Source organism: Neobacillus sp. GCM10023253, assembly GCF_042653105.1.
GTDB classification, from domain to species: Bacteria; Bacillota; Bacilli; order Bacillales; family Cytobacillaceae; genus Neobacillus; species Neobacillus citreus.
This window is the reverse complement of the sequence record NZ_JBHSHV010000027.1, coordinates 24,770-50,884: the sequence shown is the minus strand read 5'-3', so window position 1 is coordinate 50,884 and position 26,115 is coordinate 24,770. Positions and strand designations below refer to the sequence as shown.

The window sequence follows — 26,115 nt, the reverse complement described above, 5'->3', positions numbered from 1 at the left end:
CATCATGGATTTATAAGATTCTCAGATGCATGGTGAAGGAAGGATGAGGAGGGATTTGGCGATGGAGGCTTCGAAAGTTGTATTAAGTGCCCCGCTGCAACAATTAAAGGACGAGCATGTATCGCTTCGAGTAGATATGGACCTTATCTCTGAGATTTCTGAAGAGATAGAATTCAATTCAGGTTCTGCTGTGGTACATCTATTTGCGAAATTGTACGAGCGGGTTTTGTCTTTCCACGATAATCTGATGGAACATTCCAAACGTGAAGAGGAAGGATTGTTCCCTATGATGACCCGCCGCCTCGGGGAGAATGACAGAACAATCGAAACGATGGAATATGAACATGATAAGGCAGAGCAGCATCTAAAGGATTTTCTAACTGAAGCCGGCCTGACTGGCTTGGATATTAATGAAGACGATGCGCAATCGATTACAGTTTACGCTGTCCAAGCACTTGCTACCTTAACACAACACTTTGCTAAAGAAGAAAAAATGCTGTTTCCGTTGGCAGAGAATATACTGTCGGTTGGCGAGAAAGAGGAACTTGAACGACTGCTCCAGAGTGGCTTTTGACCAAACATGGCCCTATCCAGTTTTAATTTGGATAGGGCCTTTGATTTTACCTTTTCATGGTAATAAAAAGTGTTTTATTTTAATATGTCATCAATGGAATTTGTCACATGAATCGCCCGTGGTTTATAGTCTGAGAGATAAGTGACTGCCCCTTGACCGCCGAGGTAAAAGGCAATGTCGGTTTGCTTTTCAGCAAATTGATCCAATCTCTGCAGCAGTTGAGGATCTGTTTCAAATGGTATCGCGGTTGTAGCGGACAACAGAACGACATCCGGCTTTAACTTGCAAACCAATGATTCAATCGCACCTGGTGCAGGAGAAGCACCGAATAACTGGGTTTTCCATCCCTTCATCATGAAACGCAATAGGATCAGATGCAGTGGTACTTCATGTTGTTCAAATGGCAAACATGCGCCGAGGACGAATGGAGCATTTTCCCGATATTGATAGTTTCGTCGAATTTGTACCAAGAAATCTCGTACTACTAGACTCGATACAGATTCCTGATATTCATCCCACTCATGACTCTCCCACTTTCTTCCTACCTCTTTTAAAAAAGGTACCACAATCGTGGTTAGAAAACGCTCTAGCCCTACATGATGAAGCGCTTGTTTTAAGATGAAATTTAATTCTATTTCATCACAGTGCCTGCCTTTTTCCAGCAGCTGAAGGACATACTCATTCCATTGCTCATAATGAGGGGAATTCTCCTTTTCTATCGGTACTGGATCTTCAGCAATCTCTTTTGCAAGCATGGCGGCTTGTTTTAGCGAGTAGCCTTGTTCCGAAAGTAGTTTGATTTTTAAAAGCGTTTTGACATCCTGTTGGCTATATATTCGATAGCCATTCTCCAATCGCTTCGGTTGAATAACCCCATAACGCTCTTCCCATTTTCTAATCACTTGTTTTGATAATCCGGTCATATCTGCAACTTGTTGAATTGCAAATAATCCTTTTTCATTGGATTGATTCATCCATTTCATCCCCTTAATACCTGATCCGTCCCCTATAGCCATACTTAGTATAACGAATATCCGCACCTTGTACAACGTTACCCCATAAACGTTATACAAAGATTAAAAATAAAAAGTTCCTTCAGTCATTATAAAACCTCGGAACATTTGTATAATGATTCGTGTACTTTATTATACAAACATTTGACAAAAATGGTATCTCCGTTAATAATAAAGTAAAACTGGAATTTAATACTTTCAATGAGAAAGGGAGTGACGGTGTGTTTTTAGCCTGGCAGGAAATTAAAAAAAATAAACTTCGCTTCACTTTGATTACAGGGATTTTAATGCTCGTTTCCTATCTTGTCTTTTTTCTCTCTGGACTTGCAACTGGTCTCGCTAGTCTAAATAGGGAGGCGGTTGATAAATGGAAAGCGACAGCAATTATCCTTACCGAGGAATCAGATAAAAGCTTGTACCAATCATTCATGTCAATCGACCAGCTAAACGACATTAAGGCGAAAAAAACGGCCGTAATCGGTCAGCTAAATGCAATTGCCAGCAACGGGGATAACAAGCAAAATATCTCTCTCTTTGGTATTAACAAAGATGAATTTCTAATGCCAAATGTGAAGGAAGGCAGAGCTTTTAAAAAAGCAAATGAAGTGATTGCTGACGGTTCACTCAAAGACAAGGGATTCAAATTAGGTGATACATTATCCCTATCCTCCAGTGATCAACAATTAACAATTGTTGGATTTACAGACCATGCCCGATTTAATGCTGCACCTGTTCTATATGCGAATCTTACAACCTTCCACCAAGTCAAGTTCGGTGAAGCAGCCGGTCAGAAAAAAGATCAAATTAACGGAATTGTTGTTCAGGATGCTTCTATTTCAAATCTTACCCAAAATGATGATCTGAATTCTATTGAAATCGAATCATTCATTCAAAATTTACCGGGTTACACTGAACAAAAACTCACCTTAAATTTCATGATTTACTTCCTCTTTGCTATTTCTTCCGTCATTGTCGCCATTTTCTTGTATGTCTTGACCGTGCAGAAGATTAGTATGTTTGGGGTCATGAAGGCGCAGGGTATTTCCAGCTCTTATTTATCTTGGTCTGTTATAGCCCAAACCTTTATTTTAGCGTTCATTGGAACTGCGGCAGGGTTTGCCTTCACACTCATTTCAGGAGCCTTTTTACCGGCAGCGGTTCCTGTTTCATTTGACCTGGCCTTGATGGTCTTCTATGGCTTCATTCTAATGGTTGTTGCCACTGCTGGTGCTGTCTTCTCGGTCTTGACGATTGTACGAATTGACCCACTGAAAGCGATAGGAGGATAAATTATGGCAGTGTTGGAGTTACATCAAGTAAAGAAGAGTTTTGGAAACGGCCATAACAAAGTGGAAGCCTTAAAGGAAACAGATTTTCTTGCCAACAGGGGCGAGCTGATTGCTATTATTGGCCCGTCGGGATCTGGAAAAAGTACCTTTCTCACGATTGTCGGGGGTTTATTAACCCCAACCTCAGGGGATGTAGTCATCAATGGCCAAAATCTATCCACGTTGAATGAAAAAGCACGCTCCCAAATCCGACTCAAGGAAATCGGATTTGTGTTACAAGCGTCGAACCTAGTCCCATTCCTCTCTGTGGCCAATCAATTGAAACTATTAGACAAAGTGAAAAAGGGAAATATGTCAAAAATGGAGCGGAATCAACTGTACGAAGAGTTGGGAATTAGTGACTTACTAATGAAATATCCATCCGATTTATCCGGCGGGGAACGCCAGCGTGTAGCCATCGCTAAGGCTCTGTACAGCAACCCTTCAATTATTTTAGCTGACGAGCCGACAGCCTCCCTTGACTCAGACCGTGCCTATGAAGTCATGGAGCTACTTAAAAAAGTCACAAAGCGGAAACAAACGACAACCATCGTAGTAACGCACGATATTCGGCTTGTCGGCTATTGCGACAAAGTCTACCGAATGACGGATGGTGTCCTTTCAGCAGTTTCAGAGGAGTCCTCCAAAATGAACAAAAAGGCACAACTATAAGACTGACAAAGGCTTGGTTTTTACCAAGCCTTTCCTTTGAGAATATGACCTAATCCGAGTGCACCTATAAATCCAGTAGGTTACCCCAAGAAGACCTCAGTATTACCCAATCACGATAATCCACTATTTACCGCCAAATACAACATATAAAATTTTTTTATAACATATTATATATTTTTTGCATTTTATTTATTTTCATTATTGCCTTATGATTGGTCTGTAGCAATTGATAATTACTTCCTTAAGCCTTTGATTAAAACCTTATGAAAGCAAGGTTTAACTTAACGGAGCATATTTATAGAAGTCTCTGTCTGCAGGACAGAAATAACTTAAAAATAAGGAGAGGAATTTTTATGTGGATTATAACTCGTTATTTAGATTCAAATATTTCTATGTTTGAATTTAAAACAGAACAAGAAGCAAGAGAGACTCTCAAAAAAATGAAGGGCTATAACGTTCTTTCTGAAGTTGTATACTTCAATGATCCTTGTTTTCAGCAGGAATCAGCTTAAGATTAAGGCTGGTTCATTGGGTAAACATATCACGAAAAGGCCAATGGTTTAACATTGGCTTTTTCGTGATATCTTAGCTACCAATATCCAAGGCCTCATTTACTTATGATAAGGTTCCCCCCGGTTAATTCGAAACGCCCGATAAATCTGTTCAACCAATATCAACCTCATCAACTGGTGGGGAAAGGTCATCCGTGAAAAAGACAGCTGCTCGTTCGATCTTTTTATCACCTCATCACTTAACCCCAATGATCCGCCAATTACGAAAGCTAACTTACTTTTTCCATAAGTCGCAAGTTTATCCAGAGTATCCGCCAGCTCTTCCGATGATTGCATTTTCCCTTGAATCGCCAGCGCAATCATATATGTATCCTGACTAATTTTCCCCAAAATCCGTTCGCCTTCTTTTTGCTTCACCTGCAGCATTTCCAACTCACTTAATTCTTCAGGAGCCTTTTCATCAGCAACCTCGATTAATTCAACCTTTGCATAGGCCGTTAATCTTTTTAAATACTCCTCAATTCCCTGCTTCAAATACTTTTCTTTCAGTTTACCAACCGTAATAATAGAGATATTCACAATTCACAACCCTTTAACATTTGATTACAAACAGTTTACAAACAACTTATCCACAGAAGTTATCCACATATTCACATTTTTTATCCACATCTTGTATGGAATCATTTGTTCCCCACAATATATACAGCCTGTTTTCGACAATATTCACAGGTTGTTGATAAATTATCCACATCTAATTTATTTAAAATAGGATAGGTTTCATATTCCTCCAAAATCGTATCCATTGCCTCACTCACATGTTCCTCACAACAATAAATCATTTTATTACACCATCCCGAACAATATTCAATCATCTATAGCTTTTACCAAACCAACGTGTTCAAAACAAGCTAAAATCCTCATTTATCATAGCAAAAAGAAAAAGAGAAGTGAATTTATCACTTCCCTAAATCAACAGCATTATTGAGTTTTATCGCTAGCCAATGTCATCGTTACTTCTTTGAGCCTGCCGTCCCGATAGAATTTAATCGCCATCTGCTCACCGATTTTCTTTACCTGATATAAATGCTTCCTTAAATCAATGACATCGTTGATTTTCTGTCCGTCCATTTCAACTATGACATCCAATTCCTGCAGACCGGCAACTGCCGCTGGTGAACCTGGAACTACCTGGCGAATCGCTACCCCATGCGTCACATCGCGTGGCAATTTTAATGCTTCCTGCTGGTAATAGGCAGGAATTTCATCAACCGATTTTAGATCTACACCCATATATGGCCGCTTGACGCTGCCGAATTGTTCTAAATCGTTAATAACCGGCTTAGCTGAATTTATCGGAATCGATAAGCCGATTCCTTCAACGGCCTCCTGGGAAATTTTCATCGAATTAATACCGATTACCTGTCCGGCCATATTAATTAAAGCACCGCCGCTGTTTCCTGGATTGATGGCAGCATCGGTTTGCAATACTTCTGATTGCCAATCGATGATGCCATCCTGATTGATATCAACCGGAATCGTCCGCTTCAATCCGGATATAATTCCCTGTGTGACTGAACCAGAGAAGGTAGGACCAAGCGGGTTGCCGATGGCAATAACCGGTTCACCCATCTTTAAGCTGTCAGAATCACCGAATTCCGCAACCTTTTTAATCTTTCCAGCATCCACTTCAAGCACGGCCAAGTCTGTCCAAATATCGCTTCCTAATAGCTTGGCCGGTATCTTTGTACCATCCGAGAGACTAACCTCGAGCTTTGTAGCCCCCTCAACGACGTGGTGGTTTGTTACCACAAAAGCCCTGCTGCCAGCAGCCTTATAAATCACCCCTGATCCGGTTCCTGCCGGATCCTCTGTATTATTTTCTCCGTTATCCCAGAATCCTGATGACTGAATGTTATTAATTCCAACAACAGCATCAGCTGTTTTATCGATAGCATTGGTGATATTGGTGTTAACATCGTACGATATTTGTTTATGTACAACATTTTGCTTAGATGTATTATCTATTTCTGTCACAGTACTCTGCTGTGGCTCTACTTTGTATGGAAGTACACCGCGGTTGGCAAGAGCAGGGATGGAGACAATCACCAAAATAGCTCCCAAAACGGCTCCAACCAGGCTGGAAATAAAAATTCCACTTTTATTTCCTTTTTGCTCCCGATAGCGATTTGGAGAATGATCATCATAATAGCCCAATTTACACCATTCCTCTCTACAGAACCATTGCTAACGTTTATTTTGGCTTATATAAACAATTATACTCCAATACAAGGTATTTACTAAGAATTTGCATAATATTCCATGAAACTTCATCTTTTGTTCATACTTTTTTCATACTAAAAAAAGAGAGGAGCCTTCAAAGTGAAAGCAACCTCTCTATACTGCGGTTAGCACGGTCGGTATTTTTGGGTCTGTGTCATACAGGTCAAATTGTTCGCCGACTATTAAGCCGCGGCTTTCCAATGTCTGTGACACTGACATTCTCGCTAAATCCTTCATATTGTTATCTAAGCTTAAATGCGCGAGATAAATTCGTTTAGTCCGGTCACCAACGACCTCACTCATTGCAAGTGCTGCATCTTCATTGGAAACATGGCCGACATCACTTAAGATTCTTCGTTTAATGTTCCAAGGATATCTGCCCATCCGCAGCATTTGCACATCATGATTGGATTCAAAAATATATACATCGGCATCTTTGATTATGCCCTTCATCCGATCGCTTACATAACCGGTATCAGTAATTTGCACGAGTTTTTTGCCGCCGGAATGATGGAAAATATAAAACATTGGCTCAGCCGCATCGTGGGAGACCCCAAAAGATTCAATTTGAACCGAACCAAAGCTTTTTACCGATTCCATATCAAACACAAACTTCTGCTCAGTTGGGATTGCACCTACTAAACCATCCATGGCCCGCCAGGTTTTTTCATTTGCATAGACTGGCAGCTTATATTTACGCGCTAAAACGCCAATCCCTTTGATATGATCACTGTGCTCGTGGGTTACAAAAATGGCAGAAAGCTTGCTGATATCCCGGTCGATTTGCTGAAACAGTGCCTCCATTTGCTTTCCGCTTAAGCCTGCATCGACTAGAAAGGAGTGCTCTTCAGCCTCTACATATAGGGCGTTGCCTGTACTGCCGCTTGTAAGAATGCTATAACGTAAAGACATACATTTCACTCCACATTAGTTTTTTCATCGCTTTTGAATTGGATAATTTGCCCTTCAAAAGCATTCACAAATAAATTTTCCTTATCATTGACCACAAAGTGCCAGGTTGGCGCCAACACCTGGGAGGCTGCTAATTGGATACGTGTTGAGTAGCCAAGCTCCACCTTGGTAATCTTGCTTTTTGGTTTGATGTCTCCCTTTTGGTGCAACGTTTCAATCGCTTTTAACGGCGTGAGTATTTCTTCCTTCGCCGCCATCTTTTCAAAGCCCTCAAGATAAGTCTGCTGATAAGAGACTATTTGATTTTCAGAATTATACGTAAAGGTAATCATCCCATTAATATTTTTGTATAATGGAAAACTTTCATATTGTTGAAAATAGGTGATCGTACTCTTTTTCTCATTTTTCTCCCCAAATTGATACTGGTCTCCGTACAAAATATTGTCCTTTAAAAAGGAGGCCAATTCGGCAGGTTCGAACTTATTGCTTAATGCAAACGGCTTTTCAAATTCCGCTTGAAGGGTGGTACCAGGGTCCTTTAGGGTAACGGACTGCCCTTTCAGCTTTGCCGTATCACTTTTTGTAAAAACCTTCGGTTTTGCACTTAAGTACTGCGACTTTATTTTCGCTGTCGGCAGTTCTTCGTATTTAATTTCGTCAGCCTTTAGTTTCTCTTCAAAAGTAGTTTCAGTTACGAATTCATATTTATTGGCATCACGGATTTTCATAAATTGAAATAACAGATATACATCCAGGATTAAGAATGTAATGATGAAAATTGTCTTGATTTTACTCCAATCCATGTGCCGGCCCCCCTAGGTCATCCATCGTAAGCTCTCCCCATTGTTTATCGTAGCGATAGAACCAGGCAGGCTCTAAAAGGATTAACTGGTTTTCCTCCGAATCTCGATCCATTCGATACCCTAATACTAACTCCTCGAGAAGCTCTGACTTAAAATTCCTTTTATTCTCCAAGAAATTTAACACATCATGACCGGAAGCCCGTTTCACCGTTTTCATTTCGGTTGTCAGCGGCAGCTCCAAGGAAATGTTGGGCCGTATATATTTAGTAAGTTCATTTCGGCCCCATACCTCTGTAATCTCAGAAATGCCCCGTTCACTAAAAACTGGATAGCCATCACCGGTATAAAGTCGAAAAACTACAGTGGCACTGTATTCATTTTTTGAAACATAATGATAGGAATCCGTCCAACCGCCATGTTCGTTGATTAAATCAATACTGCGCTTCACCAAGTCATAGGAATTATCGACAAAGTCATCATCTGCTGTCGGATTGACGTATGAAAGTATATTCGTATCATCACTGACTGTCATTTTACTTGAGTCGCTCGTATATTCCTCCCCCGCACGAATCGGGTTCTTCTGCACATTGCTTGGGTCCCGGAACAAGGCTTCTTTAAACTTTTCCGAATTAAGCGTAACAGGCAAATACTTATACGTTTTCATATCTGTTTCGCCTTCCGGTAAAAAGATCGTTTTATTAGCTGAGGGTTTATACGCAAAATATCGCGGTAAGCGAGGTGCATTTTTGAAAACGTCCCGGTTAAATGCAGTTAAATTGGCCGGTGAAATATGACTGATATAAACCTGTTGGTTTTCCGACGAAACAAAATAGACAATTCCATTCTCATTACTGGAATTCTCCACATTGATAATCATCCTATTAAAATTAAAGGAAGGAACCTTTTTCCCCTCAATGTTTAAGACACCACGATATAAAGCGATTGGGACCTCACCTGGAAAGATTAATTCTGCGTTTCCGGGACTGTGAATAAGGTCATTTATGTTTTCAACATTGTCGGTATAGTTTTTTATATCAAAGATGGACCATTTGCTAATTTCCTTAATTACGTTGTCGATTTCATCCGGATTATTGGTCCCATAATGATCATTTCTAATATGAAACAAAATTCGGTCAGGACGAACGATTTTCTGCAGTTCTTGCTTTTCACTCACCGAGACTTCTGCCACATAGCTGTCATTTTCCATCGTGTCGAAGTTAGGCTGGTATGTCCAAAGATTCCAGGTTAAAAAAATACTGATGAAAACCAATATTGTTAAGATAATGGATTTTATATTTTCATATTTCATGACCATTCATCCTCTTCAGCACTTTCATATGGCAAGGAAAATGAAATGGTAGTTCCTTTCCCTTCCTTACTAGATGCCCAGATATTTCCGCCATGAGCACTGACAATTTCTTTAGCAATGGCCAGTCCCAAACCTGTTCCGCCCATTTTCCGCGTTCTTGCTTTATCGACTCGATAAAAACGGTCAAATATTTTTCCGATACTCTCTTTGGGAATTCCCATTCCTTGGTCTGAAACGCTGACAATAATGGTCTCATTTTTTTCTTGTATAGTGAAGGTCACCTGTCCACCTTCAGGAGAATACTTCAGAGCATTGGAAATGACGTTGTATAAGACCTGAGTCATTTTATCTTCATCCATTTCAACGAAGATGCCATGCTTAGGGAGAATTCTTTTAAATGTTACGTTTTGCTCCTTTGCCATTTCAAAACGGTCAATAATTCGGTCATAGAAATCAACAAAGTTTACCCATTCCATTGTCATTCGGTAATCAGTGCTGTCCATTTTTGACAATGTCAACAGGTCATTGACAAGGCGAATCATTCGTTCCGTTTCCTTGCTTGTCACTTCCAGAAAGTTCGGGGCAATTTCCTCGTCACGCCATGCCCCATCTGCTAGTGCCTCCAGGTAGCTTCTCATTGTTGTTAACGGGGTCCTCAGCTCATGGGAAACATTGGCCACAAACTCCCGTCTTTCGAATTCAATTTTTTCTTGCTCCGTAATATCATGCAGAACGCAAATCAATCCGTTTACAAAGCCAGTTTCTTTTTGGATAACGGAAAAATTGGCCCTAAGGATGTATCTTTCCTGCTTTGTACTATAATCCAGAATGAGCGAATCATTCTCCTCTAACAAATCTTCGAAGGTATTGGTGTCATCCAAATCTAATAAAGACACAATCGGCTGGGAGAGCACTGTTTCACGTGAAACATCCAGCATTTCCGCTGCCGGTTCATTTATAAGGATGACCCGGCCTTTTCTATCCGTAGCAATAACGCCATCGGTCATATAGGAGAGGACGGAGGATAGTTTTCTACGTTCTCCTTCCGTCATCGCCTGGGCTTCCTGCAGCTTCTTCGTTAAATTGTTAAAGGTGATCGCCAGCGTTCCGATTTCATCGTACCCATACACCTTAACCTTACGAGAAAAGTTCCCTTTGGCCATTGCCAATGCCTGCTTTTTCATATCGGCAATCGGCCTTGTAATGGTCTGGGCTAACAAGATCCCTAATACAGCTGTGATTGACATGGCAATGGCTGTCCCTGTAGCAAAAATTTTATTAATAGTTTTCATTTGTTCAAAAACACTCTCAATTTTTGCGACAAGATAAATGGCCCCGATGACCTTCTTGCCGGATTTAATCGGAGTAGAAAGGACCCAGATCCGGTTTCCCGTCTTCTTATCAATTAACAGGGCACTTTGGTCTTCTTCCAAAACCATTGATTGTTTAATGCGAAGTTCAGTTGTTCTTTGGCCCACTACCCCTTGATTGTCTGAATCAGAGGTTCCGAGAATCTTTAGTGACCTGTTTTCAATCACCCGCACCTCTGAGATATCCCCGGCATTATCAAAATCCCTAAGGATTTTATTGATATCTTCCTCAAGCGTCGGGTCTTCCGAAGTTCTTTGTTTCTCTATTTCCTCGCGGATATTATATCCTAGTAAATTCACACGCTCTTTTAAGGCCGTTTGGAAATTTGTCCTCAATGTTTCCTCCAGCTGCCGGACAAAATAAACACCGATAATCTGCATCGCAACTAAAAGGAGGAGCACATAGATAATCACAAATTTAACGTGTATCGAGCGAAAGAAGCCTACTTTTTTCACCAGTCACTACTCCTGTTCAGGATTCCGTAAGTAATAACCTACCCCGCGGCGCGTCACAATCCAGGCAGGATGACTCGGACTATCTTCAATTTTTTCACGAAGGCGGCGTACCGTAACATCGACTGTCCGAACATCGCCATAATAATCATAGCCCCAGACCGTTTGTAGTAAATGCTCACGTGTCATAACCTGCCCAATATGCTGTGCCAAGTAATAAAGCAATTCAAATTCACGATGGGTAAGCTCAATGGTTTCCCCTCGTTTAGACACGACATAGGCATCCGGATGGATGACAAGAGCGCCCACGACTATTTCATTCGTTTCATTTTCCGCATCAGGCTGTGCAATGATTTGCTGATGGCGGCGCAAATTCGCCTTCACACGCGCGATTAACTCTCTAGTACTGAACGGCTTCGTCACGTAATCATCAGCACCAAGCTCAAGTCCCAGGACTTTATCAATTTCTGAATCCTTGGCTGTCAGCATGATAATTGGCATTTCGTACTTTTTTCGTACTTCGCGGCAAACCTCCATTCCATCTCTTTGCGGAAGCATAATATCTAACAGGATTAAATCTGGTTGGATTTCTTCAACTAATTGAAGTGCTTGGTTTCCATCATAGGCGCAATAGACATCATATCCTTCCTTTTTCAGGTTAAATTGAAGGATATCAGCAATCGGTTTTTCATCATCAACAACGAGAATTTTCTTTTCCATACCATTGCTCCTTTTTGTTTTTATTGTCTATTTTTTTCTTTTTAAAGTCATAACTACTCCATTTTACTTTACCATTGTTTCGCTTGAAATTCATCTATAACAAGTATTTGGAAGACTTCTTCCAGTTAACTACTAGGGTTTCCAAAAGAAAAAGCCTCTAGTTAAAACTAGAGACTGTTATCTGCTTAGATAAGAAAGTGGGTTTACCAAGCCGCCATTTTTGTATACTTCGAAATGGAGGTGGACACCAGTTGCATCTCCGGTTGCTCCCATAACACCAATGCCTGTTCCTTTGGAAACTGTCTGGCCGGCTTTGACATTAATGGAGGACATATGTCCATAGAGGGTACGCATTCCATTTTGGTGGTCAATGATGACTTTATTTCCATATCCGCCGCTGTCCCAGCCTGCTGAAACAACTACGCCATTATCTGCTGCTTTGATTGTTAAATTGCTTGGTCTGGCAATATCGATTCCTTTATGCTTTTTGCCCCAGCGGAAGCCCATTTCACTGGATACATACCCGCCAACAGTCGGCCAAGCAAGTGTGCCTTCGCCACGGGAAGGAATGGCTTTTGTTCCTTTAATGATAATATTATTTACAGGTTGCTGCAGGATTTGCTCACTAGTAATGCTCTTTTGGGCAGCAACACCATTTTGTTCTGAAATATGGTAGGTTACTGAGCGAGACCCGTTTTGCCCCTCTTGTTGTACTTTCTTTTCACCCTTAGGAAGATTTGCGTCTTCTTCGATTTGCGTTTCAAATGGAATGGTTTCGTTTTGGTTCACTTCTTTTTCAACGATTACATCCACGTATGGCTTTAAGGCCGTAATATTGATTTCCTGGCCGATTTTTATTAATGAATCTGCTGTTAATCCTGGATTCAAGGTTAGTAGTTCTGGAACTGTCAATCCATTTTGATGGGCAATTGATTCAAGTGCATCGCCATCTTGCACAGCGTACTTCTTTTCTTCTAAAGTACCTTTTTGTAAAAGGGTAACAGCCTCAGCAGGAGTTACGATTTTTTGCAGCTCTACATTTTTCGTTTCCACAGATACATTTTTTGAAAGACTTACATTTAAAATACGTGTTTCATTTTGATTTAAAGCGGGTAATGTACTAGGGTCAGCCGACTTAAGCGCTTCAAGATCTTGCAGCTGCTGTTCAGTAACATACTGCAATTTAAGATTCTTGATTACGTCTTCTGCCGCACTCTTATTTTCCAAATAAACAACAGGTGCTCCATCGATCACAATGGCAGCCGCTTCTGCTTGAACTTGGAAGGTATTTCTTAAGTTTTGAAGAGTTTCTTGATTGTTTGCATTGGCGCTGAAAACTTGTTCAGGTACATATTGAACCTGTTCGCCAAGCTTTATGTTAAGATCTTTGATGGATTCCTTCATGGAATCCAATTTCTCTGCAACAATTTTATCGACAATTGCTTTATCCGTTACATTACCTATGTATGTACCATTGAGATAAACATGATAAACAGTCGTTAATTTTGATGAAGTAGCCATGGCCACCGGTCCGCTGCTAAATGCAATAACGGATGCCGCTACTGCTGATGCTATGGTTGTTTTTATTAATAAAAGTTTTTTAGAATTATTTTTTTTATTTAAAGAAAACATTATTTCCTCCTAAACCACGGTAAAACGCAATGAAAGGGTTTCCCAGAATTTTAGCCTCTCTTACTTTACCATAGTTTTATAGAGAAGAGATTAATAGTCTCCATAATGTAACACAATTGTATAATTACTGACATTATCCTACGTCTTTTGAAATATGTCGGTCATTTTTTCCTGTTTTTTTGTGCGGGTAATAGGCGGAAATCCCTATTATATCAAGGGTTTGTCCAATATCGGGATAATTTTACAAAATAAGACAAATTTCTATGCGTTTTGTAAAAAATAGGTCCATTTATTACATTTATGTAACAAATATAATAAAAAAAGAAGTCCACAATGTGTGTGAACTTCTTTTTGGGATGGCTCAGGACGGAATCGAACCGCCGACACAAGGATTTTCAGTCCTTTGCTCTACCGACTGAGCTACTGAGCCATTCTAAATTAAGTGGCGGTCTGGACGGGACTCGAACCCGCGACCTCCTGCGTGACAGGCAGGCATTCTAACCAACTGAACTACCAGACCGATTTATAATATGGTCAGCCAGCAAGGAGACCGTCCTTGCCAGTCATTTGCCGGCCGACTAATGCCGATGACCCCTACGGGATTCGAACCCGTGTTACCGCCGTGAAAGGGCGGTGTCTTAACCGCTTGACCAAGGGGCCATTCATAAAGAATGGTGAGCCATGAAGGACTCGAACCTTCGACCCTCTGATTAAAAGTCAGATGCTCTACCGACTGAGCTAATGGCTCGTTAATTAATGTATTTCCGCCATCTCTTGGCGACGTTTTTTATAATATCATGATAGTGTATAATAGGCAATAGTTTTTCTAAAAAAACTTTTAAAAAAAGCAAAGCCCCCTGAAAAGAGGGCTTTTATTGCTTTCTAAACCTGTCTCCAAGGATTGCTCACAACGTTGGTTTGGGTGCGGTCAGGTCCGACTGAGAAGGTCGATAATGGAATGCCTGTTAATTGGGAAACGCGTGCTACATAGTGACGGGCGTTTTCAGGCAGTTCATCTAAGGATTTGCAGCCGGTAATATCTTCTGTCCAGCCTGGCAATTCTTCGTAAATTGGTTGACATTGAGAAAGAATCTTTAGGTTGGCAGGATATTCTGTAATGACTTCGCCATTATATTGATAAGCTGTACAAATTTTTAATTTCTCAATTCCGGTAAGAACATCAATGGAATTCAGCGAAAGATCTGTCAAGCCGCTAACACGGCGAGCATGGCGGACCACAACACTGTCAAACCAGCCAACACGGCGTGGACGTCCTGTTGTTGTACCATATTCACGGCCAACTTCGCGGATTTGGTGGCCGATTTCATCATGTAACTCAGTTGGGAATGGACCATCACCAACACGGGAAGTATACGCTTTACATACACCAACAACATGAGTGATCTTAGTTGGGCCTACACCCGAACCAATCGTTACACCACCGGCAACCGGGTTTGAAGACGTAACAAATGGATAGGTTCCTTGGTCGATATCAAGCATGACACCCTGGGCGCCTTCGAACAATACACGACGGCCTTCATCCAAAGCATCATTTAGAACGACGGATGTATCACAGACATATTTCTTGACCTGCTGGCCGTACTCATAGTATTCATCAAGAATATCTTCGACTTTGAAGCCGCTTGTTTCATAAATGCGTTCAAATAAACGGTTTTTTTCCTCTAGATTGCGAACTAATTTTTCTTCAAAAATTTCACGGTCAAGCAAATCAGCAATGCGAATCCCGTTCCGGGCTGCCTTATCCATATATGCTGGACCAATACCCTTTTTAGTTGTACCAATTTTATTAGCGCCTTTGCGATCCTCTTCCACTTCATCCAATTTTATATGATAAGGAAGGATGACATGGGCACGATTACTGATGCGCAGGTTATCGGTTGTAATTCCTTTTTCATGTAAATAAGCAAGTTCTTGAATAAGTGCCTTTGGATCGACGACCATGCCATTTCCGATGACACAAATTTTTTCCTTATAGAAAATCCCTGAAGGAATCAAATGCAGCTTATAGGTCTCGCCATTAAACTTGATGGTATGGCCTGCATTATTTCCCCCTTGATAACGGGCAATTACTTCTGCATTTTCTGAAAGGAAATCAGTGATTTTCCCTTTTCCTTCGTCTCCCCATTGCGTACCAACAACCACTACTGATGACATGTAAGGCACCTCCGAATTTTTAGCTTTCATTAAATTAATTAATTCCCTTACATAGTTTATCAATTTTTTATGAAAAAAGTCAATTAAACACGAACGATTTATATTAAAATAGTAAAATATGTTCGTAAACTAAAAATCTACAAAAAAGGGGTCTGACCCCGCTGCAGTACAACCTTAAAGCAGCGGGAATCAGGCCCCATTACGCCCCTGGAGATTCATATCTTGTCTCCAGATTTACGAATTTATTATATTCTTTCACGAATGCCAGCGAAACCGTACCCGTCGGGCCATTACGTTGCTTAGCAATGATAATTTCGATAATATTTTTGTTTTCCGATTCCTTATCATAGTAATCATCACGGTAAAGAAAGGCAACAATATCAGCATCCTGCTCGATTGACCCAGATTCACGGATATCTGACATCATCGGCCGCTTATCCTGACGCTGCTCCACACCACGGGATAGCTGCGATAAGGCAATAACAGGTACTTGCAGCTCACGGGCTAATTGCTTAAGGGAGCGGGAAATCTCCGATACTTCCTGTTGGCGGTTTTCACCAGAGCGGCCGCTTCCTAGAATAAGCTGCAAATAGTCAATTAAAATCATTCCCAAGCCGTGCTCTTGCTTTAAACGGCGGCATTTGGAACGAATATCACCTACTCTTACCCCAGGGGTATCATCAATATAGATTCCTGTGTTTGACAAACTGCCCATTGCCATCGTCAACTTACCCCAGTCTTCCTCTGTCAGCGACCCAGTACGAAGCCTTTGGGCATCAATGTTCCCTTCGGCGCATAAAAGACGCATGACCAGCTGCTCAGCACCCATCTCTAGACTAAAGATGGCAATATTTTCGCCCGTTTTTTTCGCAACATTTTGCGCAATATTTAAGGCAAAGGCTGTTTTACCAACAGAAGGACGAGCACCGACAATAATTAAATCATTGCGCTGAAACCCTGCTGTCATCTTGTCAAGTTCAACAAATCCCGTCTCAAGGCCGGTAATCTCCCCAACACGTTTATGCATTTCCTCTATATTGTCATACGTCCGAACAAGGACATCTTTAATGTCATGGAAGGCTCCGGCATTCTTTCGCTGGGCTACTTCCATGATGCTTTTTTCAGCTTCGCTTAAAAGCGATTCGACTTCATCTTCCCGAGTATAACCATCTGTGGCGATATTAGTCGCCGTGCGGATCAATCTTCTAAGAAGGGATTTCTCTTCTACGATTCTCGCATAATATTCAATATTGGCAGCCGTCGGCACAGCGCCTGCTAGTTCACTTAAATAGCTGACACCGCCTATATCCTCGATTAATTTAGCTGCAGCCAGTTCCTCAGTAACAGTTACCAAGTCAACTGCTTTACCTTCGTCATTCAGCTTCAGCATCACATTGAAGACTTTTTGGTGGGCGGCTCGATAGAAATCCTCTGGAATTAAGATTTCCGAAGCCATCGTTAAAGAAGAAGGCTCTAAAAAAATTGCACCTAATACCGCCTGTTCTGCCTCTATATTTTGTGGAGGCATGCGGTCAGCAAACAAATCATTCATCTATTAAAACCCCTCCTAACTAGAGAGTGATTATTAAACTTATAAAAATAATCATATCTTAAAAAGAAAAAAGTGACCAGATAAACCGATCACGTCTCTAAGCTTGCTTTTTTATTTTATCATGATTCATCTAAATTTGAACTGGCAAATTTTATTCTCAACAGGCTGTCTTTTATTTTCCTTCCTTCACGTGAACGGTCAAGGTGGCTATTACGTCATGATGGAGCTTAACTGGAACCTTCGTATGTCCTAATGTCCTGATCGCATCATCGAGCTCCATTTTCCGTTTGTCGATTTTAATGCCGTGCTTCTTTTGCAGTTCCTCAGCGATTTGTTTTGAGGTAATCGAACCAAATAGACGTCCGCCCTCACCAGCCTTTGCTGTCAGCTCAACTGTAATCTTATCTAATGTTTCTTTGAGCTTTTTTGCTTCAGCAAGCTCTTCAGCCGCTTCCTTTTCCTGCTTTTTCTTTTGCGCATCCATCGTGCTGACGTTAGCGGAGTTTGCTTCAACAGCAAGCCCCTGCTTAATTAAAAAGTTATGGGCATAACCGTCCGCCACATTTTTAATTTCACCCTTTTTTCCTTTTCCTTTTACATCTTTAAGAAAAATTACTTTCATTCCTTTGTACTCCCTTCTAAATAATCCTCAATTACTTGCTTCAACTGGTCCTCTGCTTGTTCAATGGTAAGTCCCGTCAGTTGGGTGGCTGCATTTGTCAAGTGGCCGCCGCCTTTCATCCCTTCCATAATGACCTGTACATTTATGTTTCCTAGTGAACGAGCGCTAATTCCAATCAGTTCCTCATTTCTTTTCGAAATAACGAATGAGGCCGTCACCCCATTCATCGTTAGAAGCGTGTCTGCTGCTTGGGCGATAATCACTTGGTCATTGAAATCCTGCTCTGTGCCCTTAGCAATGGCAATTCCCTCATGATAGAAATAGACGGATTCAATGAGCTTCGACCTTTTGATGTATGTAGCAACGTCTTCTTTCAGAAACTTTTGCACAAGGATCGTGTCAGCCCCGTGAGCCCGCAGGTAGGATGCAGCATCAAATGTCCTTGATCCCGTCCTTAGCGAAAAACTTTTGGTATCGACAATAATTCCCGCCAACAGCGCTGTTGCTTCAATTACTTCAATTTTACCTCGTTTTGGCTGATATTCCAAAAATTCCGTTACAAGCTCTGAAGTAGAAGAGGCATACGGCTCCATATAAACGAGCAATGGGTTGGCGATAAAATCCTCACCGCGGCGGTGATGGTCGATAACTACGACATTATCGATTCTATTGAGCAGCCGCTCCTCCATAACAAGGGAAGGTTTGTGGGTATCGACCACAACAAGCAGTGTTTTATCAGTGGCAATTTCTAAGGCCTCTTCAGGCCCTATAAAGCGGGAATATAACTTCTCCTGATGGCGGATTTCCTCCATCATCCGTTTAACGCCACTCTCCATTTCCTGCATGTTGACAACAATATAAGCATCCTTTTGATTGAGTTGCGCCACTTTATAAATTCCAATGCTTGAACCAATGGAATCCATATCCGGATTTTTATGTCCCATAATAATGACCTTGTCACTGGCTATAATCAAATCTCTTAATGCGTGGGAGATAACCCGTGCCCTCACGCGAGTACGCTTTTCAATTGGATTTGTTTTTCCGCCGAAAAATTTCACCTTGCCGTTTGGAAGTTTAATCGCCACCTGATCACCGCCGCGGCCTAATGCTAAATCAAGGCTCGATTGTGCTAACAATCCCAATTCCGGCAGCGAAGATACACCTGTTCCAACACCAATACTTAGGGTGAAAGAGGTATTTTGCTTTGAGGTCATTTCCCTTACTTCGTCTAAAATTGAAAATTTCCCCTTTTCAAGGCTGTGAAGAATTTCCTCATTGAAAACAGCAATAAACCGTTCTGACGATATTCTTTTTAGAAAAATCCCATTATCGTTTGCCCATTTATTTAAAATAGAGGTAACCAAATTATTAAGACTCCCGCGCATTTGATCGTCCATACCTTGTGTCAGGTCGTCATAATTATCTAAGAAGATGATGGCAATAGCCGTTCGTTCATTCTGATATAACTTTTCAATCTCAGCTTGTTCAGTTACATCAAAAAAGTACAAGAGCCGTTCTTCAGGTTTATGAATGACACGGAATTTCTTATCATGAAGGGTGATAACTTCTGTTTTGGCCTCCTGTTTTATCAATGGAATCAGGCTGTCAGCGACATCGTAAAGCGACTTGCCTAGCAAGGTATCCTCATCGAAACATGAGGATAAATAAGGGTTTGCCCACTCGATCGTATATTCTTCATTGATCAGCATAATCCCGATTGGCAGCTCGAGCAGCGCTTCCTCGCCAACCTTTTTAACTCGGTAAGAGAGGGTTGCAATATACTCTTCCATTTCCTTTCGCTGGCGCCGATCAACCACAAACATATAGTAAAGAGGGATAAACATGGCGAAGAACCCAGCCAAGCTTAATATCCAATTGTATAATAGCAGGACAATGAGCAGTACCACTGTAACGCCGATTAACCCATAAAAAGGATAACGTATCGATCGTTTTTCTAAAAATGCAGGCAAAGTTTTCAGCTCCCAATCACAGTAGTCATGACTCTTTTTTAAACTTTTTCCGTAAATCAAAGCCTAAATCAATTATACCTAATATCCCTATAATATAAAGAAAAATCGGAATAATGAAGGAGAAAACAGCCAGGATAACTGCTACTGATTTAGAGATTCCTTTCGCATCAAGATAATAAAACATAAAGGTATAGCCTTGAAAAATCATCAAGAATTGCAGTACATATGTAAGATTTAATAATACAGCAAATAGATATGTCCCTTCCTGAGGGTTTAGCACCATATTTGCAAACAGGGTAATCAGAAGATACCACAGCAAACTTCTCGGCAGGATGAGGTCTTTAAACGGCTTCCACTTTTTAACCTCAACTCCAAACCTTTTTACGATTGGATAGGATACCAGTTGAATCATCAATGTCAGAATAAACGAGGTTAATACAAACAGTGTTGGAATCAAGGTTCTAACCATTTCTAATCCTCTAGTAAATTGTTTTACTGTATTTTCTGTTTGTTTTTCCTGACCTAAATTCTTCAACATGTCGGTTGACATTTTAATGGAATCCTTCATGGTAGTAATCATTTCATTGATGATGTCCATGTTAAAAAAGACAATACTAACGGCATACATCCCAATGATATTAATCAAAAATACAAATGAACTGGCAATGAAAATTGTCATTCGCTCTTTTTTCTTTTGAATTAAGTACCCCATTACTGCTCCTGTTGTTCCAAATGACAAGGCTAATGGAATGGAGAGAAACGACCCGACAATAATGGAAAGAAGTATAGAGGCAACAACAAATACAATAGTCCATTTTCCTTCATTTTTAGCCGCAAACAAAATAAAGGGAACGGCTAAAAATAAACTTGAAACCATTCCGACAAATGGTAAATACATCGATATTAGAAATAAAACTGTAAAGGCCGCTAAAAGCATGGCGCCTTCTGTTAACTTACGAACATTTTTCACTTCTTCACCTCGAAACTAAACCTTCTACTTCTTAATTTTAGCTAGATATAGCAGGCTATTCAAATTTTTTGTAAATGAAAACTCGCCGATTGGCGAGTCCGATAGGACGGTTCATGAGGGGTAATTGAATTTATACTTCCTATTAGCTAATAAAAAGACAGCCAGGGCTCTCGCCTTGGCTGTCTTTTATGCAGCTTTATTATTCACCTGCAACGAATGGTAATAAAGCCATTTGACGTGCACGTTTGATCGCAACAGTCAATTTGCGTTGGTATTTAGCGCTAGTACCAGTCACACGACGTGGTAAAATCTTACCGCGTTCAGAGATGAATTTTTTTAGTAAATCTACATCTTTGTAATCGATGTTAGTGATACCGTTTGCTGTAAAGTAACAAACTTTACGGCGTTTTGCGCGTCCGCCTTTGCGTCCTCCTGCCATGGAAATTCCCTCCTTCACTTTTTAAAAATTAATCCGATCTATTAAGGCTACATTAGAATGGTAAATCATCGTCAGAAATGTCGATTTGACCGCTTCCTGCAAATGGATCATCATTTACTTTTGTAAAACCTTGGTTAGAATTTTGTCGTTGATTCTGATTGCCGCCGCCAAATGGATTTCCTTGCGGTTCCATTGGAGGTGCACCGTAGAAATCGTTGCCTCTTCCGCCGCCACCGCCGCCTGATGCGCCTTTCGGTTCTAAGAACTGAACACTTTCTGCTACAATCTCTGTAACATATACGCGTTTGCCATCTTGTCCTTCATAGTTGCGGGTTTGAATCCGGCCGTCAACACCTGCTAAACTTCCCTTTTTTAAGAAGTTCGCCACATTTTCTGCCGGCTTTCGCCATACGACACAGTTAATAAAATCTGCTTCGCGTTCCCCCTGCTGATTCGAAAATGCCCGATTTACAGCTAAAGTAAAGGTAGCAACTGCAACGCCGCTTGGTGTATAGCGAAGGTCAGGATCTTTAGTTAAACGGCCAACAAGAACGACACGATTCATCATCAGAATCAACTCCTTTTCTCCCGGAAATGTTCCACGTGAAACATTTTTTACCAGAAATTTATATATATCTTATTCTTCTTCTTTAATTACGATATGACGAATGATATCTTCGTTGATCTTTGCAAGACGTGCAAATTCTTGAACTGCAGCAGACGAAGATGTTGTCTTAACGATTTGGTAGTATCCGTCACGGAAATCATTGATTTCGTAAGCAAGACGGCGTTTACCCCAATCCTTCGATTCAGCAGCTTCCGCGCCATTTTCAAGAAGAATGTTGTTGAAACGCTCTACAAGAGCTTTTTTTGCTTCATCTTCAATGTTTGGACGGATGATGTACATGATTTCGTACTTGTTCATCACAGTCACCTCCTTTTGGTCTAAAACGGCCCGAATATGGGCAAGGAGCAATTATTCATTACTCACAAGTTGAAATTATAGCACAGAGCGACACGAATTGCAATTCCCTTCACTCGAATGCCATAATCTTCATTAAAAATGATGAAAGGCTGACACCTGTCAGCCTCAATAAATTATACGTTAAATCGGAAGTGCATGACGTCTCCGTCTTTTACTTCGTATTCTTTACCTTCCAAACGGACTTTGCCTGCTTCTTTAGCGGCATTATAACTACCAGCAGTCACTAGGTCATCAAATGAAACTGTTTCTGCACGGATAAAGCCACGCTCAAAATCAGAGTGGATGACCCCCGCACACTGAGGAGCCTTCATTCCTTTTCTAAAGGTCCAGGCGCGGACCTCCTGCACACCGGCAGTAAAATACGTAGCTAAACCAAGCAAATTGTAAGCAGCTCGGATTAATTGATCAAGCCCGGATTCTTCAATTCCAAGTTCCTCGAGGAACATTTGCTTTTCTTCGCCTTCAAGTTCGGCGATTTCCTCTTCAATTTTAGCACAGACAACAATTACTTCAGCATTTTCTTTAGCCGCATATTCCCGGACCTTTTGAACATATTCATTTCCGGACGGGTCAGCAACATCATCTTCACTGACGTTTGCCACGTAAAGGACTGGTTTAATAGTCAGAAGATGGAGGTGTTTTACTACTTTTAATTGCTCTTCTGTAAATTCAACGGACCTTGCAGGTTTTTCTGATTCAAAAGCGTCGCGGAGCATTGCTAGCACTTCAAACTCTGCTGCAGAATCTTTATCCTTTTGCTTGGCCAATTTTTCTGCACGGCCGATACGTTTTTCCACCGATTCCATATCAGCAAGAATTAATTCCAAGTTGATGGTCTCGATATCAGAAATCGGGTCAACCTTACCGGATACATGGGTAATATTTTCGTCGGCAAAGCAACGTACCACTTGGCAGATTGCATCCACTTCACGAATGTGAGAAAGGAATTTGTTCCCTAACCCTTCCCCCTTGCTGGCGCCTTTAACAATCCCGGCAATATCGGTAAATTCAAACGCTGTCGGAACTGTCTTTTTCGGCTGAACAAGCTCCGTTAATTTTTGCAAACGATAATCCGGTACCTCTACAATCCCAACGTTAGGGTCAATTGTGCAGAAGGGATAGTTTGCCGATTCCGCTCCCGCCTGGGTAATTGCATTAAATAATGTGGACTTGCCCACGTTTGGAAGCCCCACAATACCCGCTGTTAAAGCCATTTACGTTCACTCCTCAAGATAAAATATCTATTTCAATTTTATTCGTCCTAAAAATTACAAGCCTTTCACCATTATAGGCATTTGTTTATAAAAAGACAAGAATGGACCTTTCCTGACTAAATTACACGACATAAAACCTCATAATCTTAGAAGATTAGAAAAAAACACCGTTTTATTGCAACAATTTCCCTTAAATTTCTCTACTAAATTAGCAAATATGGTAAAATTTAATATAAATCTATTACTTTTTCCTTAACGTTAGGAAAAAAATACATATTTATGAGTTATAGGGAGGAGAAATGGAAAAACAAGAGTTATTACCAAGCAGAGTAGAAAAGTACAAAAATTCCTGTCCCCAACCTAGTGTTGTAAAAAAGGCCATATTGCCGACGTTTTGTTTTGCGGTTCTGTCAGCGGCTGCCTTCGAAGAAGCCGTCTTTGCTGAATCCAATTCGACACAAACAAGCAATGTCCAATCAGCCATTACAAAGTATGTAAATGTTGATAGCGGCTTACTTAATTTGCGAAAAAGTGCTTCGACAAGTTCAGCTGTACTTGCCGCTTTACCAAAAGGAACGGCTGTAACAGTTTATTCCGAAGTGAACGGCTGGGCAAGAGTCGCAGCAAGCGGAAAAAGCGGATATGTCAGCTCAAAATTTTTATCAAATCAAAATCCAGCTGCCTCTGCTGTACCGCCAACAACAGCAACAACATTAAAATATGTGAATGTAGTCAGCGGCTCACTTAATATGAGAAATAGTGCATCAACAAGTGCCCCCATTATGGCAAAACTCGCTAAGGGCACAGAGGTGAAATTTATTTCCGTAACAAACGGCTGGGCTAAAATTGAGGTAAATGGAAAAACTGGCTTTGTCAGTTCAGCCTATTTGGCAGACAAGCCTTCAGCAAGCAGCAGCGTTACAGCACCGGCTCTACAACCGGCAGTAACGAAATATGTGAATATCGATTCCCGTTCCAAATTGAATGTGCGAAAAAGCCCTTCCACTGGTTCTGCTGTTATTACAAAACTGACAAATGAAACAGAAGTAACTGTCTATTCTGAAGCAAATGGCTGGGCAAAGATTAACGTAAATGGCCAGGAGGGTTATGTCAGCGCTGAATATCTGGCTTCCGCAAAAGCAAACACAAATACTGAAGTCAAAAAGGAAGAACCCGTATCTGTAACCAAGTATGTAAACGTCGGCTATGACTCCTCCTTAAATATGCGAAAAGGTGCCGCGGCAGATGCTTCGGTATTGGTTAAGCTGGCCCGCGGAACAACGGTGACAGTTTTATCAGAAGAAAATGGCTGGGCAAAGATTGAAGCATATGGACAAACAGGCTATGTCGATCCGCAGTTTTTATCGGAAACAAAACCGGCTGCCGGTGGTACGGAGCCCGCTCCAGAAAACAATCCAGCAGAAGAAGATAATGCAGTAGTGGAGAAATATGTAAGTGTCGTCTATGGCTCTAGCTTAAATATGCGTGCCGAGGCTTCAACAACAGGTGCTGTCTTGACAAAGCTTGCTAGAGGCACGATTGTAACCGTCAACTCTGAAGAAAACGGCTGGGCAAAGGTTACAGCAAATGGACAAACCGGTTATGTAAGTGCACAGTACTTATCTGCATCAGAACCATTTAATCCAAATGTAACCAACAGCAACATTGATAAGGTTTACGAAAACTATAATATCAGTCTGACTGACATGGTAAAGCTAGAAATGGGCGTGAGTCCGCAGACAGATAAGAAATATTCAGCCTTCCTCCGTTCTGATGCCATAACGTTAAACGGACCTGCAAGTGGAACCGTAAATGGTGCCGTTTGGAATGTACGGGGCGGCGCCGGCACAGACTATTGGACAATCGGTCAGGTGAAGGCACAGGAGCAGCTTCAAATACTTGGTACCGTAAAAGGGACAGACGGATATGACTGGTACCAAATCGCCTACAATAAAACATGGGTAAATGCGAGTCCAGAAGACGTCACCTATTATGTGAATCCAAAGAATTTCCTAAGTACGACGGTTGATTCCCTGCAATTTTTAAAACTTTCGGCAACAGCCAATCTTAATGCGGATGAGGTAAACCAAAGAATCCTTTCCGGAAAAGGGATTTTGCAAGGAACGGCATCATCCTTTATACAAGCTGGCCAAACATACGGAATCAATGAAATTTATTTAATTTCCCACGCCCTATTAGAAACAAGTAACGGCACATCCAAGTTAGCTACCGGCGTAGAGGTTAATGGGAAAACAGTTTACAATATGTATGGAATTGGTGCTTACGATAATACCGCTTTAGAAAGCGGCGCCCAATTTGCCTTTAATGCCGGATGGTTTACACCTGAGGCTGCCATTATTGGCGGTGCCCAATTTATTGCCAACGGCTATATTAATGCAGGTCAGGATACTCTTTATAAAATGAGGTGGAATCCAGGTTCTGCTGCGGCAAAGGGGGCCGCAACACATCAGTATGCTTCTGATATTGGCTGGGCGGCAAAGCAAGTTTTCCAGATTCATAACTTATATAGTTTACTAGACTCATATAAACTCATTCTGGAGATTCCAGAGTATAAATAATTATTGCAAAAAGGGGCTGCCATCTTTTTAT

Annotated in this window: 24 protein-coding genes and 4 tRNA genes; 5 read left to right on the top strand and 23 right to left on the bottom strand. The window is 41.1% G+C overall.

Annotated features, from left to right (window positions below; all coding sequences use genetic code 11):
- Positions 1–61: 61 nt before the first annotated feature.
- The gene (locus ACFPA1_RS23830) at positions 62–574 is read left to right on the top strand and encodes a hemerythrin domain-containing protein (RefSeq protein ID WP_213147863.1); all 513 of its coding nucleotides are present in this window, start codon (positions 62–64) and stop codon (positions 572–574) included.
- A gap of 74 nt (positions 575–648) precedes the next feature.
- Here ACFPA1_RS23830 and ACFPA1_RS23825 read toward each other — a convergent pair whose 3' ends face one another.
- Entirely contained in the window at positions 649–1,548 is a 900-nt protein-coding gene (locus ACFPA1_RS23825; RefSeq protein WP_378586354.1) for a MerR family transcriptional regulator, read from the bottom strand.
- 260 nt (positions 1,549–1,808) lie between these two features.
- Here ACFPA1_RS23825 and ACFPA1_RS23820 point away from each other — a divergent pair, with 260 nt between their 5' ends.
- The 3 genes from ACFPA1_RS23820 to ACFPA1_RS23810 all read left to right on the top strand — a co-directional run bounded on the left by ACFPA1_RS23820 (position 1,809) and on the right by ACFPA1_RS23810 (position 4,099).
- Positions 1,809–2,876 carry an ABC transporter permease gene (locus ACFPA1_RS23820; protein ID WP_378586352.1) on the top strand — a complete coding sequence of 356 codons (1,068 nt, stop codon included), beginning with the start codon at positions 1,809–1,811 and terminating at the stop codon, positions 2,874–2,876.
- Positions 2,877–2,879: 3 nt separating this feature from the next.
- Positions 2,880–3,587, top strand: a complete 708-nt coding sequence (locus ACFPA1_RS23815) for an ABC transporter ATP-binding protein (RefSeq protein ID WP_378586349.1) — start codon at positions 2,880–2,882, stop codon at positions 3,585–3,587.
- 353 nt (positions 3,588–3,940) lie between these two features.
- Entirely contained in the window at positions 3,941–4,099 is a 159-nt protein-coding gene (locus ACFPA1_RS23810) for a hypothetical protein (protein ID WP_213147859.1), read from the top strand.
- A 99-nt stretch (positions 4,100–4,198) separates the two neighbouring features.
- Here ACFPA1_RS23810 and rlmH read toward each other — a convergent pair whose 3' ends face one another.
- From rlmH to ychF, 22 genes are all read right to left on the bottom strand, one after another.
- The gene (rlmH, locus tag ACFPA1_RS23805; protein WP_378586345.1) at positions 4,199–4,678 is read right to left on the bottom strand and encodes a 23S rRNA (pseudouridine(1915)-N(3))-methyltransferase RlmH; all 480 of its coding nucleotides are present in this window, start codon (positions 4,676–4,678) and stop codon (positions 4,199–4,201) included.
- A 101-nt stretch (positions 4,679–4,779) separates the two neighbouring features.
- Positions 4,780–4,938 (bottom strand): CxxH/CxxC protein, encoded by a 159-nt coding sequence (locus tag ACFPA1_RS23800; RefSeq protein ID WP_213116982.1) that lies wholly within the window; start codon positions 4,936–4,938, stop codon positions 4,780–4,782.
- A gap of 139 nt (positions 4,939–5,077) precedes the next feature.
- Entirely contained in the window at positions 5,078–6,313 is a 1,236-nt protein-coding gene (locus tag ACFPA1_RS23795) for a S1C family serine protease (protein ID WP_378586341.1), read from the bottom strand.
- 180 nt (positions 6,314–6,493) lie between these two features.
- Entirely contained in the window at positions 6,494–7,291 is a 798-nt protein-coding gene (locus ACFPA1_RS23790; RefSeq protein WP_213147856.1) for an MBL fold metallo-hydrolase, read from the bottom strand.
- A gap of 5 nt (positions 7,292–7,296) precedes the next feature.
- Positions 7,297–8,094 (bottom strand): two-component system regulatory protein YycI, encoded by a 798-nt coding sequence (locus tag ACFPA1_RS23785; protein WP_213147855.1) that lies wholly within the window; start codon positions 8,092–8,094, stop codon positions 7,297–7,299.
- The gene (locus ACFPA1_RS23780) at positions 8,081–9,403 is read right to left on the bottom strand and encodes a YycH family regulatory protein (protein ID WP_213147854.1); all 1,323 of its coding nucleotides are present in this window, start codon (positions 9,401–9,403) and stop codon (positions 8,081–8,083) included. Before ACFPA1_RS23780 ends, ACFPA1_RS23785 begins: the two co-directional genes overlap by 14 nt.
- A complete protein-coding gene (gene walK / locus ACFPA1_RS23775) occupies positions 9,400–11,229 on the bottom strand; it encodes a cell wall metabolism sensor histidine kinase WalK (RefSeq protein ID WP_213147853.1) in 1,830 nt (609 codons plus the stop codon). Before walK ends, ACFPA1_RS23780 begins: the two co-directional genes overlap by 4 nt.
- Before the next feature lie 6 nt (positions 11,230–11,235).
- Entirely contained in the window at positions 11,236–11,946 is a 711-nt protein-coding gene (gene yycF, locus ACFPA1_RS23770) for a response regulator YycF (protein ID WP_213116976.1), read from the bottom strand.
- Positions 11,947–12,123: 177 nt separating this feature from the next.
- Entirely contained in the window at positions 12,124–13,578 is a 1,455-nt protein-coding gene (locus tag ACFPA1_RS23765; RefSeq protein WP_241114111.1) for a peptidoglycan DD-metalloendopeptidase family protein, read from the bottom strand.
- A gap of 357 nt (positions 13,579–13,935) precedes the next feature.
- A tRNA-Phe gene (locus ACFPA1_RS23760) sits at positions 13,936–14,008 on the bottom strand.
- Between the two features lie 13 nt (positions 14,009–14,021).
- Positions 14,022–14,098, bottom strand: a tRNA-Asp gene (locus ACFPA1_RS23755).
- Positions 14,099–14,166: 68 nt separating this feature from the next.
- Positions 14,167–14,238: transfer RNA gene (locus tag ACFPA1_RS23750), tRNA-Glu, on the bottom strand.
- Positions 14,239–14,250: 12 nt separating this feature from the next.
- Positions 14,251–14,326: transfer RNA gene (locus tag ACFPA1_RS23745), tRNA-Lys, on the bottom strand.
- A 134-nt stretch (positions 14,327–14,460) separates the two neighbouring features.
- Entirely contained in the window at positions 14,461–15,753 is a 1,293-nt protein-coding gene (locus ACFPA1_RS23740) for an adenylosuccinate synthase (RefSeq protein ID WP_213147852.1), read from the bottom strand.
- Positions 15,754–15,952: 199 nt separating this feature from the next.
- On the bottom strand, positions 15,953–17,305 hold the full coding sequence (gene dnaB / locus ACFPA1_RS23735) for a replicative DNA helicase (RefSeq protein ID WP_213147851.1): 1,353 nt from the start codon (positions 17,303–17,305) through the stop codon (positions 15,953–15,955).
- 172 nt (positions 17,306–17,477) lie between these two features.
- Positions 17,478–17,927, bottom strand: coding sequence for a 50S ribosomal protein L9 (gene rplI / locus ACFPA1_RS23730; protein WP_213147850.1), 450 nt, complete (start codon positions 17,925–17,927; stop codon positions 17,478–17,480).
- Positions 17,924–19,897: a DHH family phosphoesterase gene (locus ACFPA1_RS23725; RefSeq protein ID WP_213147849.1), complete on the bottom strand. Its 1,974-nt coding sequence runs from the start codon at positions 19,895–19,897 to the stop codon at positions 17,924–17,926. The genes rplI and ACFPA1_RS23725 overlap by 4 nt, the downstream gene beginning before the upstream one ends.
- A gap of 25 nt (positions 19,898–19,922) precedes the next feature.
- The gene (locus ACFPA1_RS23720) at positions 19,923–20,867 is read right to left on the bottom strand and encodes a YybS family protein (RefSeq protein WP_378586329.1); all 945 of its coding nucleotides are present in this window, start codon (positions 20,865–20,867) and stop codon (positions 19,923–19,925) included.
- A gap of 199 nt (positions 20,868–21,066) precedes the next feature.
- Positions 21,067–21,306: a 30S ribosomal protein S18 gene (gene rpsR / locus ACFPA1_RS23715; protein WP_173062335.1), complete on the bottom strand. Its 240-nt coding sequence runs from the start codon at positions 21,304–21,306 to the stop codon at positions 21,067–21,069.
- Positions 21,307–21,358: 52 nt separating this feature from the next.
- Positions 21,359–21,874: a single-stranded DNA-binding protein gene (gene ssb / locus ACFPA1_RS23710; RefSeq protein WP_213147847.1), complete on the bottom strand. Its 516-nt coding sequence runs from the start codon at positions 21,872–21,874 to the stop codon at positions 21,359–21,361.
- Between the two features lie 69 nt (positions 21,875–21,943).
- On the bottom strand, positions 21,944–22,231 hold the full coding sequence (gene rpsF / locus ACFPA1_RS23705; RefSeq protein WP_213147846.1) for a 30S ribosomal protein S6: 288 nt from the start codon (positions 22,229–22,231) through the stop codon (positions 21,944–21,946).
- Positions 22,232–22,404: 173 nt separating this feature from the next.
- Positions 22,405–23,505, bottom strand: coding sequence for a redox-regulated ATPase YchF (ychF, locus tag ACFPA1_RS23700; protein WP_213147845.1), 1,101 nt, complete (start codon positions 23,503–23,505; stop codon positions 22,405–22,407).
- A gap of 299 nt (positions 23,506–23,804) precedes the next feature.
- Between ychF and ACFPA1_RS23695 the strand changes: the two genes are divergently transcribed.
- On the top strand, positions 23,805–26,084 hold the full coding sequence (locus ACFPA1_RS23695) for an SH3 domain-containing protein (RefSeq protein ID WP_378586322.1): 2,280 nt from the start codon (positions 23,805–23,807) through the stop codon (positions 26,082–26,084).
- Positions 26,085–26,115 lie beyond the last annotated feature (31 nt).